Source organism: Pseudomonas sp. HS-18 (assembly GCF_020401845.1).
GTDB lineage: Bacteria > Pseudomonadota > Gammaproteobacteria > Pseudomonadales > Pseudomonadaceae > Pseudomonas > Pseudomonas nitroreducens.
The window spans coordinates 4300290-4317165 of sequence record NZ_CP084413.1 but is presented as its reverse complement, the minus strand read 5'-3'; the positions used below and the strand labels follow the sequence as shown (position 1 = coordinate 4317165).

15 protein-coding genes are annotated in these 16876 nt (G+C 65.8%); 8 read left to right on the top strand and 7 right to left on the bottom strand.

The genetic code is table 11. The annotated features are described in order from the left end of the window. Positions 1 to 61 precede the first annotated feature (61 nt). The 8 genes from LDJ84_RS20005 (at position 62) to LDJ84_RS19970 (ending at position 6682) form a co-directional block, all read left to right on the top strand. Complete coding sequence (locus LDJ84_RS20005) at positions 62 to 889, top strand: substrate-binding periplasmic protein (RefSeq protein ID WP_084357367.1); 828 nt, start codon at positions 62 to 64, stop codon at positions 887 to 889. A gap of 28 nt (positions 890 to 917) precedes the next feature. Beyond that, positions 918 to 1262 (top strand): DUF4398 domain-containing protein, encoded by a 345-nt coding sequence (locus LDJ84_RS20000; protein WP_051445633.1) that lies wholly within the window; start codon positions 918 to 920, stop codon positions 1260 to 1262. Further along, entirely contained in the window at positions 1259 to 2071 is an 813-nt protein-coding gene (locus LDJ84_RS19995) for an OmpA family protein (RefSeq protein ID WP_226045325.1), read from the top strand. Before LDJ84_RS20000 ends, LDJ84_RS19995 begins: the two co-directional genes overlap by 4 nt. A 153-nt stretch (positions 2072 to 2224) precedes the next feature. Next, positions 2225 to 2860 (top strand): response regulator transcription factor, encoded by a 636-nt coding sequence (locus LDJ84_RS19990; RefSeq protein WP_024764498.1) that lies wholly within the window; start codon positions 2225 to 2227, stop codon positions 2858 to 2860. A 106-nt stretch (positions 2861 to 2966) separates the two neighbouring features. Then, positions 2967 to 4406, top strand: coding sequence for a PLP-dependent aminotransferase family protein (locus tag LDJ84_RS19985; RefSeq protein ID WP_024764499.1), 1440 nt, complete (start codon positions 2967 to 2969; stop codon positions 4404 to 4406). A 288-nt stretch (positions 4407 to 4694) separates the two neighbouring features. After that, the gene (locus LDJ84_RS19980) at positions 4695 to 5288 is read left to right on the top strand and encodes an RNA polymerase sigma factor (RefSeq protein WP_024764500.1); all 594 of its coding nucleotides are present in this window, start codon (positions 4695 to 4697) and stop codon (positions 5286 to 5288) included. Next, positions 5285 to 5995, top strand: a complete 711-nt coding sequence (locus LDJ84_RS19975; RefSeq protein ID WP_226045324.1) for a hypothetical protein — start codon at positions 5285 to 5287, stop codon at positions 5993 to 5995. Before LDJ84_RS19980 ends, LDJ84_RS19975 begins: the two co-directional genes overlap by 4 nt. Before the next feature lie 126 nt (positions 5996 to 6121). Continuing rightward, positions 6122 to 6682 carry a hypothetical protein gene (locus LDJ84_RS19970; RefSeq protein ID WP_226045323.1) on the top strand — a complete coding sequence of 187 codons (561 nt, stop codon included), beginning with the start codon at positions 6122 to 6124 and terminating at the stop codon, positions 6680 to 6682. A gap of 138 nt (positions 6683 to 6820) precedes the next feature. On the opposite strand, the gene LDJ84_RS19965 is transcribed toward LDJ84_RS19970, so the two are convergent. From LDJ84_RS19965 to LDJ84_RS19935, 7 genes are all read right to left on the bottom strand, one after another. Beyond that, on the bottom strand, positions 6821 to 8638 hold the full coding sequence (locus LDJ84_RS19965; RefSeq protein WP_038803741.1) for a long-chain-acyl-CoA synthetase: 1818 nt from the start codon (positions 8636 to 8638) through the stop codon (positions 6821 to 6823). Between the two features lie 331 nt (positions 8639 to 8969). Further along, the gene (locus LDJ84_RS19960) at positions 8970 to 9791 is read right to left on the bottom strand and encodes an SDR family oxidoreductase (protein ID WP_024764502.1); all 822 of its coding nucleotides are present in this window, start codon (positions 9789 to 9791) and stop codon (positions 8970 to 8972) included. A 237-nt stretch (positions 9792 to 10028) separates the two neighbouring features. Then, positions 10029 to 12020 (bottom strand): geranyl-CoA carboxylase subunit apha, encoded by a 1992-nt coding sequence (atuF, locus tag LDJ84_RS19955; protein ID WP_226045322.1) that lies wholly within the window; start codon positions 12018 to 12020, stop codon positions 10029 to 10031. Positions 12021 to 12088: 68 nt separating this feature from the next. Further along, positions 12089 to 12886: an isohexenylglutaconyl-CoA hydratase gene (atuE, locus tag LDJ84_RS19950; protein ID WP_024764504.1), complete on the bottom strand. Its 798-nt coding sequence runs from the start codon at positions 12884 to 12886 to the stop codon at positions 12089 to 12091. A gap of 126 nt (positions 12887 to 13012) precedes the next feature. Continuing rightward, a complete protein-coding gene (atuD, locus tag LDJ84_RS19945; RefSeq protein WP_038803742.1) occupies positions 13013 to 14173 on the bottom strand; it encodes a citronellyl-CoA dehydrogenase in 1161 nt (386 codons plus the stop codon). A gap of 190 nt (positions 14174 to 14363) precedes the next feature. Beyond that, positions 14364 to 15980, bottom strand: a complete 1617-nt coding sequence (gene atuC, locus LDJ84_RS19940; RefSeq protein WP_065084404.1) for a geranyl-CoA carboxylase subunit beta — start codon at positions 15978 to 15980, stop codon at positions 14364 to 14366. A gap of 3 nt (positions 15981 to 15983) precedes the next feature. Then, positions 15984 to 16859: an SDR family oxidoreductase gene (locus LDJ84_RS19935; protein WP_024764506.1), complete on the bottom strand. Its 876-nt coding sequence runs from the start codon at positions 16857 to 16859 to the stop codon at positions 15984 to 15986. Positions 16860 to 16876 lie beyond the last annotated feature (17 nt).

The following is a 16876-nucleotide window of genomic DNA, read 5'->3' as shown; positions in this document are numbered from 1 at the left end:
TACGCTAGCATTTTGCGGCTCTAAGCAGGGCCGTACCTTCTTCTGGTGAGTGAGACTACCGATGCCTGATTGCTCCACGTTGATCCGTGCGGCGCTGTTGCTGGTGACTTTCTCCATCCCGTTGGCCGGTTTCGCGGCCGGCAAGTGCGAGCGCCTGGTGGCCACCGGCAATCCGGAATACCCACCTTACCTATGGCGCGACCCGGCGCAGCCGGAACGGCTGATCGGTGCCAATGCCGACCTGCTGGAGCAGATCGGTAAGGCCATCGGGGTGAACATCCGGGTGATCTACACCGGCTCCTGGGCGCGAGCGCAGGAAGAAGCGCGGCTGGGTCGGGTCGACCTGATCGCTGGCGCATTTCTAACGCCGGAGCGTCTGGAAACCATGGACTATATCCATCCGGCTTTTCTCACCACCGACAACGTCGTCTGGATGCGCAGGGATGCCGTCGTGGCCTACAGCGGCCGTGACGATCTGAAGGGCCTGAAGGGCGGAACCCTGGTGAACAACAGCTTCGGCGCGGATTTCGACACTTTCGCCAAGGAACAATTGACGTTGGAGGAAGTGCCCAGCCTGACCCAGGCGTTCCAGAAGCTGCTGCTCAAACGCTCGGATTATGTGATCTACGAGCACTATCCCGGCCTCGCGGTCGCCGATACCCTCGGCATGGCCGATGATCTGCAGCCGCTGGAACCGCCGATCTCCAGCGAGGGTCTGTACCTGACAGTCGCGCACAACTCGGCTTGCAACGACCCGTGGCTGCGCGGACAACTGGCGAAAAAAATGACAGAATTGACGGCCGCCGGAGTCCCGCAGCGCCTGCTGCAGGACAACCTGGCCCGCTGGAAGGCCCAGCAACTTCGGCCTGCCAGCACTCCCACCGAGTAGGACAATAGATTTCGTGATCAATCGACGGATGATGGTCGCCGGCCTGGCTTTGTTAGCAGTGGCCGGCTGTGCGACGAACGACCCGGCACCCAACGAGCAGATGCGCCTCACCGAACAGGCGCTGGAACAGGCCAAAGCCGTGGGTGCGACCGATGACGTGGCCGAACTCAAGCTCGCCGAGGACAAGTACCAGGCCGCCAAGGGCGCCCTGGCGGTCGGCTCGAACAAGAAGGCCCGGCAACTGGCCGAACAGGCTGAACTCGATGCCCGCCTGTCCGAGGCCAAGGAGCTGACACGCAAGAGCGCCGAGCAACTGGCCGAGCAGAGCAAGAGCATCAACCGCCTGCGTAAACAGTTGGGGGAAGTGCAATGACTTCCCTGCAACTGTTGCGTCTGGCTGCACTGTCGAGTGCCGTCCTGCTGGCCGGTTGCGCCAACAGCCAGCTCAGCGAGAAATCCCTGGAGCAGGCCCGCCAGCAGTTCCAGGCGGTGAAGGAAGACTCCGCCGTGCTGCGCAGCGCGCCCAAGGACGTGATCCGTGCCGGCGAGTCGCTGGCCCGTGCCGAGCGCCTGTCCAACTACTGGGGCAGCAGCGACGACGTCCTCCAGTACTCCTACCTCAGCCAGCGCTACAGCGAGATTGCCCGCGAGCACAGCAACCTGACGCTGAATCAGGAGCGCCTGGCCAAGCAGCAGATGGAGCGCGAACGCCTGCAACTGGCGATGCGCGAAGCCCGCCTGCTGGGCGTGCAGGAGCAGAGCAAGTGGCTGGAGCAGCAGATGGTCAGCCTGGCGACCAACGAAACCGAGCGCGGCCTTGTGCTGACCCTGGGGGACGTGCTGTTCGACAGCGGCGAAGCCGACCTGAAGCCCGCGGCCAACCGCACTGTGCTCAAGGTGGTGCAGTTCCTCCAGCTCAACCCGCGGCGGGTCATCCGCATCGAGGGCTACACCGACGCCGAAGGCGACCGCGAGCAGAATCTGCAGCTGTCGAAGGATCGTGCGCAGGCTGTGGCGGATGCGCTGACCGACCTGGGGGTGGACCAGAAGCGCGTCCAGGTACAAGGCTATGGCGAGGCCTATCCGATCTCGGACAACGCTTCGTCGCTGGGGCGCGCGCAGAACCGCCGGGTGGAGATCGTCTTCTCCGACGAGAAGGGCCAGCTCGGCGCCGAACGCTGATCCAACTCGCAATATCCCGTCACAGGAAAACCCCGGAAGCCTCGGCTCCGGGGTTTTTCATCAGGGGCATCTCGAAATCTTTCGAGTGGCAGCTTGGCGAAAATGGCCGGGTGCGACTAATCCCCTCAGGGGAGCTGTAAACGAGAGAATGTGATGTCATCGGAAAAGAAGCTTTTCAATGTAATCGTGGCGGATCCGCAACCGATGATCGGTTGGGGCCTTGAACGCTATCTGCTGGAGCGCGAACTGGCGCAGGTGAAAGCCTTCGTCAGCGACACCGATAGCCTGCTGGATGTCCTCACTGCCCATCCCGAGGTCGACCTGGCCATCGTCGAGCTGGCGCTGCCCGGCGCCCGCGGTCGTGATGGGGTGCACCTGATCGAATGGCTGCAGCGCCACTATCCCCACGTGCCGGTGCTGGTCTACTCGGTCATGGGCGCACCGCTGCTGGCCAGCGCAGCGGTGAAATGCGGTGCAGTGGGCTATGTCTGCAAGCGCAACCCGCTGAGCCTGCTGGACGACGCCTTCGCCCGTATCCGCAAGGGCGAGACCTATATAGACCCTATGCTGCGGCCCCCCCGGCATACCGGCAAACCGTTGAGCCCGACGGAAATCGACATCATCCGCCGTTTGGCCCATGGCGCCACGGTGGGCGAGATCGCCGAACGGACCAATCGGAGTGTCTCCACCATCAGTACCCACAAGCGCAACGCCATGCAGAAGCTCGGCCTGACCACCGATGCGCAACTGGTGGTGGCGGGTTTGCTGGACTGGCTCGGGGAGATCTGAGCGCAGAGGACAGCGCAACTGTATCGGACGGAATGCTGACGACTGTTCTGGAACAGTTTGCACTTTTTGGCTACTGTTTCGGTTCAATGACCGAGGGATGGCCGTCATGTCCAATCTGCTGCTCTACCAGCGCATCGCCCAGCAACTGGCGGAAGACATCCGTCGTGGTGTCTACCAGCCGGGCGAGCGCGTGCCGTCCGTGCGCAAGTTGAGCACCCAGCTCAACGTCAGCCATGCCACGGTGCTCCAGGCCTATGCCACCCTCGAAGATCAGGGGCTGATCCGCGCGCGCCCGCAATCCGGATTCTACGTGCACCGCACGCCGGCGCTGACTGCCTCGACACCGGACATCGCCCGTGTCGAGCGGCCGGGGCTGGTCACCCGCAGCAGCATCATCAATCAGGTGCTCGCCGAGGCGCGCCGCGAAGGCGTGTTCCCGCTGGGCGCCGCCGTGCCGCACGTGGATTACCTCCCGGTCCGTGCGCTGCACCAGCAATTGGCCAAGGTCACCCGCTTCTCCAGCCCACGTGCCTTCAGCTACATGTTCAGCCCCGGCTACGAGCCGTTGCGCCGCCAGGTGGCGATCCGCATGCGCGATGCCGGTGTCGTGGTCGATCCGACCCAGGTAACCATCACCCATGGTTGCGTGGACGCCATCCACATGGCTTTGCGCGTGATGACCCGGCCGGGCGACCTGATCGCCACCGAGTCGCCGAGCTATTACGGCCTGTTGCAGCTGGCCGACATCCTCGGTCTGAAGGTCATCGAGATCCCCAGCGACCCGCTGACCGGCATCAGCCTGGAAGCCCTGCAGCTGGCGGCCAACCAGTGGCCGATCAAGGCGCTGGTGCTGACCGCGCGCCTGAGCAACCCGCTGGGCGGCACCATCCCCGAGGATCGCCAGAAGGCACTGCTCAAGCTCACCGCCGAGCACAACATCGGGGTGATCGAGGACGATATCTACGGCGAGCTGATGTTCGACCAGGGCCAGACCAAGGCGCTCAAGGCCCACGACCGTGACGGTCGCGTGGTGTACTGCTCGAGCTTCTCCAAGACCATTTCCCCGGGAGTGCGCATCGGCTGGATCATCGCCGAGCGCTACCAGGAGGAAATCCGCCGCCTGCAGACCTTCACCACGCATTCGGCGTGCACCGTCACCCAGATGGGCGTGGCGGCCTACCTGGAGAACGGCGGCTACGACCGGCACCTGCGCTACATCCGCCAGGAGTACCGCAAGAACATGACGGCCTACCAGCTGGCGGTGCAGCAGTACTTCCCCGAAGGCACACAGATGACCCGGCCCAAGGGCGGCTTCATCCTCTGGGTCAGCCTGCCGGCCAAGGTCAACACCAAGGAGCTGCACGTGCGCGCGCTGGAGCAGGGCATCAGCATCGCGCCGGGGCTGATCTTCAGTAACACCGAGCAGTTCAACAACTGCCTGCGCCTGACCTGCGGCATCCCGTGGGACCGCGAGGCGGAGCGGGCGATCATGACCCTCGGCATGCTGGCCTGCCAGCTGTGCCAGGAGGAACTGATCGCGGCGTGATCGTACCGTCGCAGGAGCGGGCTCCGTCCGCGATAGCTCCGCACCGCGCCGGAGGACATCGCGGACGGAGTCGGCTCCTACGAAAACACCTGTTTGTTTCTGTGTCCGCCTAACCCATTTCTTCAGACGATCTCGTCAAAGCAAGTTGAATCCCTCGACGAGACCGCTGCCGTGCCGATCGCCACGCTGTCGGATGACCACTGCGTTACACCCGTGCCTGCGCCATCGGTGATACTCGGTCGCTGGCGAGAAGCCAGCCACCACCCGCACCGCTACGGATCGAGAGAGTTGAAGAGACCCCTCACGGATGAAAACGACGTCGCCCTGCTGCGGCGTTACCGACAAGGCGACGCCGAAGCGTTCGGCGAGCTTTACGCTCGTCATCGCCTTGGCCTGTTCCGTTTCCTCTGCGGCCTGTGCGGCGACAATGCCCAGGCCGAGGAAGTGTTCCAGGAAACCTGGCTGAGCCTGATCCGCAGCGATAGCCAGCCACTGGGCGCGGCCAGCTTCAAGACCTGGCTGTACCAGATCGGCCGCAACCGCCTGATCGACCATTGGCGCAAGCTGGGTCGGCACCTGGGGCGCCAGGAAAGCTTCGACGAACAATTGCATGGCGATGCATTGGGCGGCGAAAGCACCGACCCCGAGCGCGAGCTGAGCCTTGCCCGCGACCAGCAGCGCCTGCAGGGCGCACTGGAGTCTTTGCCGGTGGAGCAGCGCGAAGTCTTCCTGCTGCGCACCCATGGCGATCTGGAACTGAACGAAATTGCCGAGCTCACGAAGACTCCGGCGGAAACCGTGAAGAGCCGACTTCGCTATGCGATGCAGAAACTGCGTCGGTTGTTGTCCGACCCGTCGGTGGCCGAGGAGGTGAACCCATGAACCGCGATCCGCACGAGCAGGAGCTGCTCGAACTCTACCGTCGGCATAGCGAAGCGCAGCCGCCGGCGCAGCTGGACGCGCGCATCCTGGCCGCCGCTCGCGCCGCCGTACAGCAGAAGCCCCCGAGTTTCGCCCAGCGCCTGCACCAATGGTTGCTGGGCGCCGGCAGCCGCCAGCGCTGGGGCGTTGCCGTGGCGGGTCTGGCGACCCTGGGCATCGGCCTGAGCCTGACCCTGCGGACCTTCGAGGACGCACCAGAGCGCTTTGACGCGCCGGTATCCCCGGCAATGATGCGCGCGCCAGCGCCCGCACCGGCCATGGCGCCACCGGCGGCTCCGGCCGCTGCGCCTTCAGTGGCGGAGCCGCGGATGGCCGCGCCGCAGATGGACAGTGCCGCTGCCGGGGCATCGGTCCAGGAGCTCGCCAAGCCTGTGCCGATGAGCAAGAAAATGGCGGCTGCGGCGGCAAGGGACGAAGTCCGCGCATCTGCCGATGCACAGGCGCGGTCAGCAGGTGTATCGGCCGAGGGGAAGCTCCAGGCATTCGCCGAGGAGGCCGACGAGCCACGTACCAGTCTGCTGCACCTGCGCGACTTGCAAGGCAAGGGGCGCAAGGAAGAGGCTGAACAAGTGCGTGAGAGCCTCCGGCAGCGTTTCCCTGGCTTGGACATCGACAAGGCTCTGAAGGAATTACCTGACAACCCTTGATCAATGACAGGCCGGGTTCAGCCTGCGTCTGTCAGAGTGCATGACGTAACGGTTTGTCATGGCAAGACTCTTGCTCCGCAAGGCAACTCGCGCCAGCATTGCGCGGTTTTTCTCACGGTCCGCTCCATGAAGAAGTCTCGAATCCTCGTTGTCGCCAGTCTGTCCCTGCTGCTCGCTGCCTGTGGCGATGAGCACAAGGACAAGGCTGTGGCTCCGGCCCCGGCTGTTGCCCCAGCCGTGACTGCGCCTGCCAGCACGCCTGCGCCGGAACCTGCCGCCGAGCAGCCGCGTGAGGAAGAGGCCAAGCCTGCTGCTGCCAAAGTCGTGGCGTCGCCCAAGTCCGCCGCGGTCGAGGCCGCCATCAAGCCAGAGGCCAAGGCGCCCTCGAAGACGCCGGCGCAGGTGAAGAAGCCGCTGGATCCGGTGGTCAAGCAGCCGCTGCCGGCGGTGAAGCTGGACCTGCGTCTGCCCAGGGACCTGGTCCATCAGTTGGAGCCGGACGATACGATCACCGTGATCGAGGAGAAGCCGATCCTGCCGCCGATGTTCGGCGAAAAAGCCGGACAGAGCCCCTTCGAGGTCGGTGGCCGGCTGATCCAGCGCGAGCCCAACGAGCGTGAACCCAACGACGACAGTTGGCACTCGGACATCCGTGGCGCCGAGTTGCAGTTCAAGTTCCGCAACTGATCGCTCGATTTCCCTCCAGGACCGACTGTTTTCTTGTGCGATGCCGTGCCTGCGTTTTTCCCTCTCCCTTCCGAACGGGGCGCACAGCGAGGACGGGAGAGAGGGGAGACTTCGCGAGGCAGTTCGTTATGGTGGCCCTTAGAAACGGTGAGCGCCGCCGCGAATCGCTTCGAACAGCGCGCCATCCAGCCCTCGATAGGCTGTCTCCCCTGGTAGCCGAACGAACAGTGCCTCGGTTACGGCTGAGGGGTCGTAGGCGTTGCGCTTGAGGTCGGTCTTCTTGTATTTGAAGGTCCCGGTGGTCTCTACCTGGGCCAGCAGGCGCAGGAACAGCGGCACGGCATAAGCCGGCAGCTCGCGGTCCAGGTGGGCCGCCAGCTCTGTCGTATCCAGGCTGACGCCGTCGGCGAGGCGCAGTGCAGCCATGCCGCAGCGGCCGTTGGTGCCGGGAATCTCCACGCCGTAGACCACCGCGTCTTCCACGCCGGGGAAGGCCCCCAGGGCGTTTTCCACCTCGGTGGTGGAGACGTTCTCGCCCTTCCAGCGGAAGGTGTCGCCCAGGCGATCGACGAACTGGGTGTGCTTGAAGCCGATGTCGCGCATCAGATCGCCGGTGTTGAACCAGGTATCGCCTTCCTTGAACACGTTGCGGTAGATCACCGCCTCGCTCTTGGCCGGGTCGGTGTAGCCATCGAACGGCCACTTGTCGCTGATCTCACTGATCAGCAGGCCGGCTTCGCCCTTGTCGACCTTTTCCATGAACCCCTTGGCGCCCCGTACCGGCTGGTCGTTTTCCAGGTCATAGCGGACGATGGCGTAAGTTGCTGGGGAGAATCCCACCGTATTGTCGAAGTTGAACACATTGGTGAAGCCGATATTGCCTTCGCTGGAGGCATAGAATTCGGTGATCCGCTCGATGCCGAAGCGCTCCTTGAACTCGTTCCAGATCGAGGGGCGCAGGCCATTGCCGATCATGCAGGTCAAGGTATTGCCGCGCTCTTCGGCGCACTCGGGCTGGTTGAGCAGGTAGCGACAGAGTTCGCCGATGTAGCCGAAGCAGGTGGCCTGGTAGGTCTGGACGTCTTTCCAGAACGAGCTGGCGGAAAACTTGCGGCGCAGGGCGATCGCCGCGCCGCCGGCCAGCACGGCGCTCCAGCACACGGTCACGGCATTGTTGTGGTAGCAGGGCAGGGTCAGGTAAAGCACGTCGCTGTTGGTCAGCGCCAGGCCCGAGTGGCCGAAGCCGCCGTAGGCCTTGATCCACTTGCCGTGGCTCATGATCGAGGCTTTGGGCAGGCCGGTGGTACCGGAGGTGTAGATGTAGAAGCAGGCGTCCTTCAGGCGCACCTTGGCGGTGTCGGCGAGGTTGTTCGAGTCCTGTTCCTGCGCCAGGCGCATCAGGCTGTGCCAGCCCGCGGGCGCTTGTGCCGCTTCATCGCCATCGGCGATCCAGTAGCAGCGGCCGCCGCTGTTCTCCAGGGCCGGGCGGACGTCCTCGAAGGCTTCGCGCAACTCTTCGCCGACCACGAAATGGCTGGGCTTGACCAGGTTGAGGCTGTGGCTGAGTACCTGGCCGCGCTGGGTAGTGTTCACCAGCGCGCCGATGGCGCCGAGCTTGGCCAGGGCGGCGAGCACCACCATCAATTCGGCGCGATTCTCCAGCATCACCGCCACCACGCTGCCGTGTTGCACGCCTTCGGCCTGGAAGGCCCGCGCCAGGCGGTTGGCCCAGCCGTTGAACAAGGCGTAGGACAGGCGCCGGCGTTCGTCGATCAGCGCCGGGCTGTCCGGATAGAGGCGCGCGGCGCGCTCCAGGGCCCAGCCCAGGGACAGGTTCTTCTCGCGGTTGCGGATGCCGGTGTAGTAGAGCCCGCGGAGCATGCGTGGCACGCGGCCGAGTGTGGCCGGCAGGTGGGCGAGGAAGCGGGTCGGGGTGATGATATCGGCGTGGCTCATTGACGCGTGCCCTTATTGTCATTGTTGTCTGTGGCGTGCAGACGCTTGCGAGCGACTCTAGGTCGTCGTCCGACGTGCGCCTATGGCTGTTGCGCGCGTGGCGCAGGGCAGATCGGCAAACGCATCGGCTAGGCGTTCATCGCAGTCTAGAGAGCGATGGCCGGACGGCCAGGGCGGGATTGTGTCGATTGGTAAACGTCGCGAACGATGCCAGGAGAGGGCGCCGCAGGGCGGATAACCGCTTGCGGTTATCCGCCGTCAGTCCGTGGGGAGTGAACGGCGGATAACGGGTTCTGCGTCATGCGCCCTACGAAGAGGTGCGCGAGCAGGCTCAGTCGAGGAACAGGTCGGGCACCAGGCTGCCGCCGTTCGGGTCGAAACGGTACTGCTCGAAGTCGCTCTGGCCCTGTTCGCGCAGGATGTCCTCGTCGATCAGCAGCCGACCGCTGATGGCGCGTTCGCTGCTGGAGAGGATGGCGTAGGCGGCGTCCGCCATGATCGCGGGAGTGCGCGCACGCTTGAAGGCGTCGCGGCTGCCCAGCTCGAACTCGATGGCGGCGGTGGCGATCATGGTTTTCGGCCACAGCGCGTTGACGCTGATACCGTACTTCTTGAACTCCTCGTGCATCCCCAGGGTGAGCATGCTCATGCCGTACTTGGTGACAGTGTAGGGGCCGTGCTGGGCGAACCACTTGCCGGCCAGGTTGATCGGTGGCGAGAGGCTGAGGATGTGGCCCTTGCTCTGCTTCAGGTAGGGCAGCGCGGCCTGGCTGCAGACCATCACGGCGCGGGTGTTGATCTGGTACATCAGGTCGAAGCGCTTGGGTTCCAGGCGTTCCACGCCCACCAGCTTGATGGCGCCGGCGTTGTTCACCACGGCGTCGATGCCGCCGAAGTGCTCGGCGGCGCGGGCCATGGCCTCGCGCACGGCGTTCTCGTCGCGCACGTCCAGTTGCAGGGCCAGCGCCTTGCCGCCCACGGCCTCGACTTCCTCGGCCACGCTGAAGATGGTGCCTTCGAGTTTCGGGTGGGGCTCGGCGCTCTTGGCGGCGATGACGATGTTGGCGCCATCGCGTGCGGCGCGCAGGGCGATCTCGCGGCCGATGCCACGGCTGGCGCCGGTGATGAAGAGGGTTTTGCCTTTGAGGGACATGGGGTGCTCCGTGTTCTTGTTGTCTTTGTCGGACGGCATCGCGGATGTATCCGCTCCTACGAAAAGTGCTTCCTGGTATTCGGTGCGTTTGGACCTGCCCTCACCCTGACCCTGGCTGCGCGCCCCGCTCCAGAGGGAGAGGGGACTGTCTGCTGCGAGGATGAATGCGGTGCCTTCCTTCCGCTCCGAACTGCCCCCTCGCCTGGGGGAGAGGGCTGGGGTGAGGGGAAAGGAGATTCAGACTGACTCCAGCGCCTCGACCTCCACCAGCAACTGCCGCGATTTGACCTGCTCGCCCTTGGATACCTGCACGCGGCGGATCACGCCGTCGACGCCGGCCTTAAGCGGGTGCTCCATCTTCATCGCTTCCAGTACCAGCAGCAGTTGGCCCTTGCTGACCCGCGTACCTTCGCTCACCAGCACGTCGACGATGGCGCCATCCATCGGTGCCTTCACCGTGCCGGAGCCTGCGCCGCCAGCCGCGCTGACGGGCTCGTGGGTGACGTCCAGCAGTTCCAGGTTGCCGTCCGCGCCATACAGCCAGAGGCGCGCGCCGTCGCGGTGGAAGGGCAGGCGGCGGCGAACGCCGTCGGCTTCGATGATCGCGTCACCGTTCTCCTCGCCGAGCAGGCGCAGCTTGATGGCGGATTCACCGATGTGGGCCAGCAGCGTCGGCTGGGTGCCGTGTTCGCGGACTTCCAGCTCGATGACGAATTTCTCCTCGCCATGCTTGAGCGCAAAACGCCAGGGCGCGCTGCCCGCGCTACGCCAACCGGACAGACCAGGCTGGTGCGCTCGGTCGCTGGCCGAAGCCTGGTAGAGCAGGGCGGCGGCGCAGGCCAGTTCCAGCGGCTGCGGCTGGCGCGGGGCCAGACTCGGGTCGCCGGCGAATTGCTCGCCGATGAACGCCGTGGTGGCATTGCCGGCGGCGAACTCCGGGTGCCTGAGCAGGTTGGCGAGGAAGCGCTGGTTGCCGGTCACACCCAGCAGGACGCAATCCTCGACGGCGCGCACCAGCTTGCGCCGGGCCTCGTCGCGGGTGGCGCCGTAGGCGATGACCTTGGCCAGCATCGGGTCGTAGAAGGGCGTCACCGGCTGGCCTTCGCGCAGGCCGTGATCGATGCGGATGCCGTCCAGCTGCGGCGGCGTCCAGCGCAGCACCTGGCCGGTCTGCGGGAGGAAACCGTTGCCAGCATCCTCAGCGTACAGGCGCACCTCGATGGCATGGCCCTTGAGCTGGATCTGCTCCTGGGTCAGCGGCAGCGGATGGCCCTCGGCGACGCGAATCTGCCAGGCCACCAGGTCCTGGCCGGTGATCAGTTCGGTGACCGGGTGCTCCACCTGCAGGCGGGTGTTCATTTCCAGGAAGTAGAAGGCGCCGCTGGCATCCAGCAGGAACTCCACGGTGCCGGCGCCCAGATAGTTCACGGAGGCGGCGGCCTTCACCGCAGCGCTGCCCATGGCGGCGCGCAGGTCCTCGGTCAGCACCGGGCAGGGCGCTTCCTCGATGACCTTCTGGTGGCGGCGCTGCACCGAGCAGTCGCGCTCGCCGAGATAGACGATATGGCCGTGGCTGTCGCCGAATACCTGGATTTCCACGTGCCGCGGTTGCACCACGGCTTTCTCCAGGATCAGCTCGCCGCTGCCGAAGGCGTTCTGCGCTTCCGAGCGCGCCGTGCGCAGCTGTTCGGCGAGGTCCTCGCTGCGCGTCACCAGGCGCATGCCGCGCCCGCCGCCGCCGGCACTGGCCTTGATCATCAGCGGGTAGCCGATGCGCTCGGCCTCGCGGCTGAGCGTGGCGTCGTCCTGATCGGCACCTTCGTAGCCGGGAATGCAGGGCACACCGGCTTCGAGCATGGCGATCTTCGACAGGCGCTTGCTGCCCATCAGGTGGATGGCTTCCACGCCGGGGCCGATGAAGACGATGCCGGCAGCCTCGCAGGCGCGGGCGAAGTCGGCGTTCTCCGAGAGGAAGCCGTAGCCGGGGTGGACGGCGCCAGCGCCGGTGCGTTTCGCGGCGTCGAGGATCGCCTCGGCTTTCAGGTAGGACTGGCCGACCGGCGCCGGGCCGATGCACACGGCCTCGTCGGCCAGTTGCACGTGGCGGGCGTCGGCGTCGGCCTCGCTGTACACGGCGACGGTCCGGTAGCCCAGGTCGTGGGCGGTGCGGATCACCCGGCAGGCGATCTCGCCGCGGTTGGCAATCAGGATCTTGTCGAAGCTGGGCATGCTGGCTGTTTCCCTCTCCCCAGCCCTCTCCCTGAAGGGAGAGGGGGTTGTTCGGTGCGCGCGTTGGGTCACTGCGCCCAGTTCGGTTTGCGTTTCTGCACGAAGGCCATGGTGCCTTCGGCGCCTTCCGCGCCGGTCACCGCGTCGGCGAACTGGCGGGCAGCGCCGTCCAGCAACGGGCCGAGGGCTTCGGTCTCGGTGGCCAACAGCAGTGCCTTGGTGGCGGCATTGGCGCCCGGCGCGCAGCGACGGACCTGGTCAAGGGTTTCCGCCAGTTGCTCGCCGAGGTTTTCAGCGTTGTCGGCGCAGTGATGCACGAGCCCGAGGCGCAGCGCCTCACGGCCATCGAAGCGCGCGGCAGTCAAGGCCAGGCGGCGGGCCTGGGTCAGGCCGATGCGTTTCACCACGAAGGGCGCGATCTGCGCCGGCAGGATGCCGAGGCTGGTTTCCGGCAGGCCGAACTGCGCGTCGGCCGCCGCGATGGCGATGTCCGAGACGCAGGCCAGGCCGAAGCCACCGCCGAGCACCGCACCTTCCAGCGCGGCGACCAGCACCTGCGGCTGTGCCTGGGCTTCTTCCAGCAGGCCGCCGAAGGCGCGGTTCAGCGCGGCATAGGCATCGGGACCGGTGGCGCGGGCGCTGGCCATGTCCTTGATGTCGCCGCCAGCGCAGAAGTGCCCGCCGGCGCCGCGCAGGACAATGGCGCGCACGGCGCGGTCGTCGCGTACAGCGGCGAGCACCGCGCGCAGTTCGCTGACCATCGCCAGGCTCATGGCGTTGCGGCTGTCCGGGCGATTGAGGGTGACGTGCAGTACGCCGCCTTCACGTTCCAGCAGGAGGGTTTCGCAGTTCGGCAGTTCACTCATGCCGCAATTCCTCGTTGATTCGTCGTCTTTTCGTAGGAGCGAGCTTGCTCGCGAACCGCATGGCACCGGGGTGCCAAGCGAAACAGCGTTCGCGAGCAAGCTCGCTCCTACAAAGGGCCCAGGCCCTTAGCCCTTCTTCTTGCCCGGCAGGGTGCCCATCAGCTTGCAGATGATGCCCAGCATGATTTCGTCTGCGCCGCCGCCGATGGAGACCAGGCGGGTGTCGCGGTAGGCGCGGGCGATCGGGTTTTCCCACATGAAGCCCTGGCCGCCCCAGTACTGCAGGCAGGCGTCGGTGACCTCGCGGGACAGCCGGCCGACCTTGAGCTTGGCCATGGAGGCCAGGCGGGTGACGTCCTTGCCGCGGATGTACTGTTCGGTGGCCTGGTAGGTGAGGGCGCGCAGGCACTCGATCTCGGTCATCAGCTCGGCCATGCGGAAGTGGATGACCTGATTGTCGATCAGCGCCTGGCCGAAGGTCTTGCGCTCCTTGCAGTAGTCGATGGTGGCGTTGACGCAGTACTCCATGCCCTTGATCCCGCTGGCGGCGCCGAACAGGCGTTCCTCCTGGAACTGCAGCATCTGCATCATGAAGCCCGAACCCTCGGCGCCGATGCGGTAGCGCTGCGGCACGCGCACGTCGTCGAAGAACACCTGGGCGGTCTCCGAGCTGCGCATGCCGAGCTTGTCCAGGTGCGGGCTGATGCTGATGCCCTTGGACTTCATCGGCACCATGATCAGCGACTTGTTGACGTGGGGCTTGTCGTCGGAGGTGTTGGCCAGCAGGCAGATGAAGTCGGCGGACGGCGAGTTGGTGATCCACATCTTGCTGCCGTTGATGACGTAGTCGTCGCCATCCTTGCGCGCGGTGGTCTTCAGCCCGGCGACGTCGGAGCCGGCGCCCACTTCGGAGACGCCGATGCAGCCGACCATCTCGCCGGCGATGGCCGGGCGGAGGAATTCCTCGCGCAGCTCATCGGAGCCGAAGCGCGCCAGGGCCGGGGTGCACATGTCGGTCTGCACGCCCAGGGCCATCGGCACGCCGCCGCAATGGATGGTGCCGAACTCCTCGGCGGCGACCACCGAGTAGCTGTAGTCCAGGCCCATGCCGCCGAATTTCTCCGGCTTGGAGATGCCCAGCAGGCCCAGGTCGCCAGCTTTCTTGAAGACTTCGTGGATGGGGAAGCGACCGGCCTTTTCCCACTCGTCGACGTAAGGGTTGATCTCGCGCTCGACGAAGTTGCGCACGGTGCGGCGGAGTTCTTCGTGTTCCTGGGTGAAGATCATTGTTGTTGTTCTCCTGATGCCTGGTCTGGTTTCCCGCCTCTGGCCCTCTCCCCAACCCTCTCCCTGAAGGGAGAGGGGCTGTCCGGAGTGGCTGGACGGTTCGCATTACGCCGGGTCGCTTTGGCTCCCTCTCCCGCTTGCGGGAGAGGGCGGGGGGAGAGGGTCTTCTGCCCACTCTCCCAATTCCCGATCAGAACCTCGCTACCCCAAAACTATTACCCTTCAGCGGTCGCACGGCCGCTTCCGCACAGATATCCAGCAGATAACCGAGCAATTGCCGCGTGTCGCGCGGATCGATCAGCCCGTCGTCCCACAGGCTCGCCGTGCCGTAGAGCGCGGTGGACTGGGCGTCGAGTTTCTGCGCGGTCATCTGTTCGAGCATATCGAGCATCTTCGGGTCGGCTTCCTTGCCCTCCTTGGCGTGCTTTTCCTCGGTGACGATGCGCAGCACCTTGCCGGCCTGGGCGCCGCCCATCACGGCGGTGCGGCTGTTGGGCCAGGCGAAGATGAAGCGCGGGTCCAGCCCGCGGCCGCACATGGCGTAGTTGCCGGCGCCGTAGGAGCCGCCGACGACGAGGGTGAGCTTGGGCACCGTGGCGTTGGCCACCGCCTGGATCATCTTCGAGCCGTGCTTGATCACGCCCAGGCGTTCGGACTCGGTGCCGACCATGAAGCCGGTGGTGTTGTGCAGGAACAGGATCGGCGTGTTGCTCTGCTCGCACAGCTGGATGAACTGCGCCGCCTTGGCCGCACCCTGCGGGGTGATCGGGCCGTTGTTGCCGATCAGGCCACAGGCGTGGCCTTCGATGTGAAGGTGGCCGCAGACGGTCTGGCTGTCGAATGAGTGCTTGAAGTCGAGAAAACGCGAACCGTCGGCGATGCGCGCAACGATCTCGCGCACGTCGTAGGGCTTCTTCGCGTCCGCCGGGACCACGCCGAGCAGTTCCTGCGCCGGGTACAGCGGCTCCTCCCACGTCAGTTTCGCGCGGGCTGGCAGTTGGTTGTTCCATGGCAGCGCGGCGAGGATTTCCCGTGCCAGGCGCACGCCGTCGGCGTCGTTCTCCGCCAGGTACTCGGCGGTGCCGGCGACCTGGGCGTGCAGCTCGGCACCGCCCAGTTCCTCGTCGGTGGCGATTTCGCCGGTGGCGGCCTTGAGCAGCGGCGGGCCGGCGAGGAACATCTTGGCCTTGCCGCGCACCACCACCACATAGTCCGACAGCCCCGGCTGGTAGGCACCGCCGGCGGTGGACGAGCCGTGCACCACGGTGACCTGCGGAATACCCGCCGCCGACAGGCGCGCCTGGTTGGCGAAGCCGCGTGCGCCCTCGACGAAGATGTCCGCCGCGTAGTTCAGGTTGGCGCCGCCGCTCTCGGTCAGCGCCACCACCGGCAACTTGTTCTCGAAAGCGATCTGCTGCAGGCGCAGGGTCTTCTTCAGCCCGGTGGGGGAGATGGTGCCGCCCTTGATTGCGCTGTTGCTGGCGGTCACCAGGCAACGCACCCCGGCGATATAACCGATGCCGGAGATGATGCCGCCGCCGGCCTGGGTGCCGTCCTTGTCGTCGTGCAGCTTGTAGCCGGCCAGCGAACCGATCTCGAGGAACGGCGCGCCGGCATCCAGTAGCAGGTTCAGGCGTTCGCGCGGCAGCAGCTGGCCGCGCTTGTCGAACTTGGGCTTGGCCTCGGCGGCCTTGTCGAGCACCTTCTGCTCGACCTCGCGGAAGCTCGCCACGGCGGCCAGCATGGCCTCGCGGTTGCGGGCGAAGTCTTCGCCCTGAGGATCGAGTTCGGATTGGATGACGGGCATCGCTTACTCCTGATCCTTGAGGACGTCCGGCAGGTAGGCGCGGTGGAAGCCGTTATAGGAGCGGCTCTGCCCCGGCTTCACCTTCGACAGCGGGAAGGCGCGGCTGCCCTGGCTGGCGGCGCCGTCGATGCGGATGGTGTTGCCGCTGATGAAGGCCGCGCCGGGGGAGAGCAGGAAGACGATGGCCGACGCCACTTCCGACTCGGTGCCGATGCGCTTGAGCGGTACGTGCTCGCGCAGGGTCGGGATCACGGCCTTGAACGCGCCTTCGTAGGTGTCCATGCCGCTGGAGGCGACCCAGCCCGGCGCCACGGCGTTGACCCGCACGCCGGCGTGGCCCCACTCGATGGCGGCGGTCTTGGTGAAGTTCTCCATGCCCGCGCGGGCGGCGCCGGAGTGGCCCATGCCGGGCATGCCGCCCCACATGTCGGCGAGCATGTTGACGATGCTGCCGCCGGTCTTGCTCAGGCTCTGGTTGAACACTTCGCGGGCCATCAGGAAGCCGCCGACGAGGTTGGTGCGCACCACGGCCTCGAAGCCCTTCAGGTTGATCGAAGCCAGCGGCGCCGGGTACTGGCCGCCGGCGTTGTTGACCAGGTGATGGATCGGCCCGCGCTCGGCGATGACCTGAGCGACCAGCGCCTTCACCGCCTCCTCGTCGCGGATGTCGCAGCTGTGCCAGCTGGCGCTGCCGCCGTCCTCGATGATTTCGCCGGTGGTCTTCTCCAGCTTCTCGGCCTTGCGCCCGACCAGCACCACGTGGGCGCCGAGGGCTGCCAGCTCATGGGCGGTGCAGCGGCCGATACCGCTGCCGCCGCCGGTGACGATGATGGTCTGGCCGTCGAACAGGCCGGGTTTGAAGATCGAGTCGTAGCTCATTGTTGTTCTGACTCCGA

Bases quoted from the DNA above. Each gene is read 5' to 3' on its own strand.
- LDJ84_RS19985 (WP_024764499.1), top strand. From the start codon at position 2,967: ATGTCCAATCTGCTGCTCTACCAGCGCATCGCCCAGCAACTGGCGGAA.
- LDJ84_RS19970 (WP_226045323.1), top strand. From the start codon at position 6,122: ATGAAGAAGTCTCGAATCCTCGTTGTCGCCAGTCTGTCCCTGCTGCTC.
- LDJ84_RS19960 (WP_024764502.1), bottom strand. From the start codon at position 9,791: ATGTCCCTCAAAGGCAAAACCCTCTTCATCACCGGCGCCAGCCGTGGC.
- LDJ84_RS19975 (WP_226045324.1), top strand. From the start codon at position 5,285: ATGAACCGCGATCCGCACGAGCAGGAGCTGCTCGAACTCTACCGTCGG.
- LDJ84_RS19965 (WP_038803741.1), bottom strand. From the start codon at position 8,638: ATGAGCCACGCCGATATCATCACCCCGACCCGCTTCCTCGCCCACCTG.
- LDJ84_RS19935 (WP_024764506.1), bottom strand. From the start codon at position 16,859: ATGAGCTACGACTCGATCTTCAAACCCGGCCTGTTCGACGGCCAGACC.
- LDJ84_RS20000 (WP_051445633.1), top strand. From the start codon at position 918: ATGATGGTCGCCGGCCTGGCTTTGTTAGCAGTGGCCGGCTGTGCGACG.
- atuE (WP_024764504.1), bottom strand. From the start codon at position 12,886: ATGAGTGAACTGCCGAACTGCGAAACCCTCCTGCTGGAACGTGAAGGC.
- LDJ84_RS20005 (WP_084357367.1), top strand. From the start codon at position 62: ATGCCTGATTGCTCCACGTTGATCCGTGCGGCGCTGTTGCTGGTGACT.
- atuF (WP_226045322.1), bottom strand. From the start codon at position 12,020: ATGCCCAGCTTCGACAAGATCCTGATTGCCAACCGCGGCGAGATCGCC.
- LDJ84_RS19990 (WP_024764498.1), top strand. From the start codon at position 2,225: ATGTCATCGGAAAAGAAGCTTTTCAATGTAATCGTGGCGGATCCGCAA.
- atuC (WP_065084404.1), bottom strand. From the start codon at position 15,980: ATGCCCGTCATCCAATCCGAACTCGATCCTCAGGGCGAAGACTTCGCC.
- atuD (WP_038803742.1), bottom strand. From the start codon at position 14,173: ATGATCTTCACCCAGGAACACGAAGAACTCCGCCGCACCGTGCGCAAC.
- LDJ84_RS19995 (WP_226045325.1), top strand. From the start codon at position 1,259: ATGACTTCCCTGCAACTGTTGCGTCTGGCTGCACTGTCGAGTGCCGTC.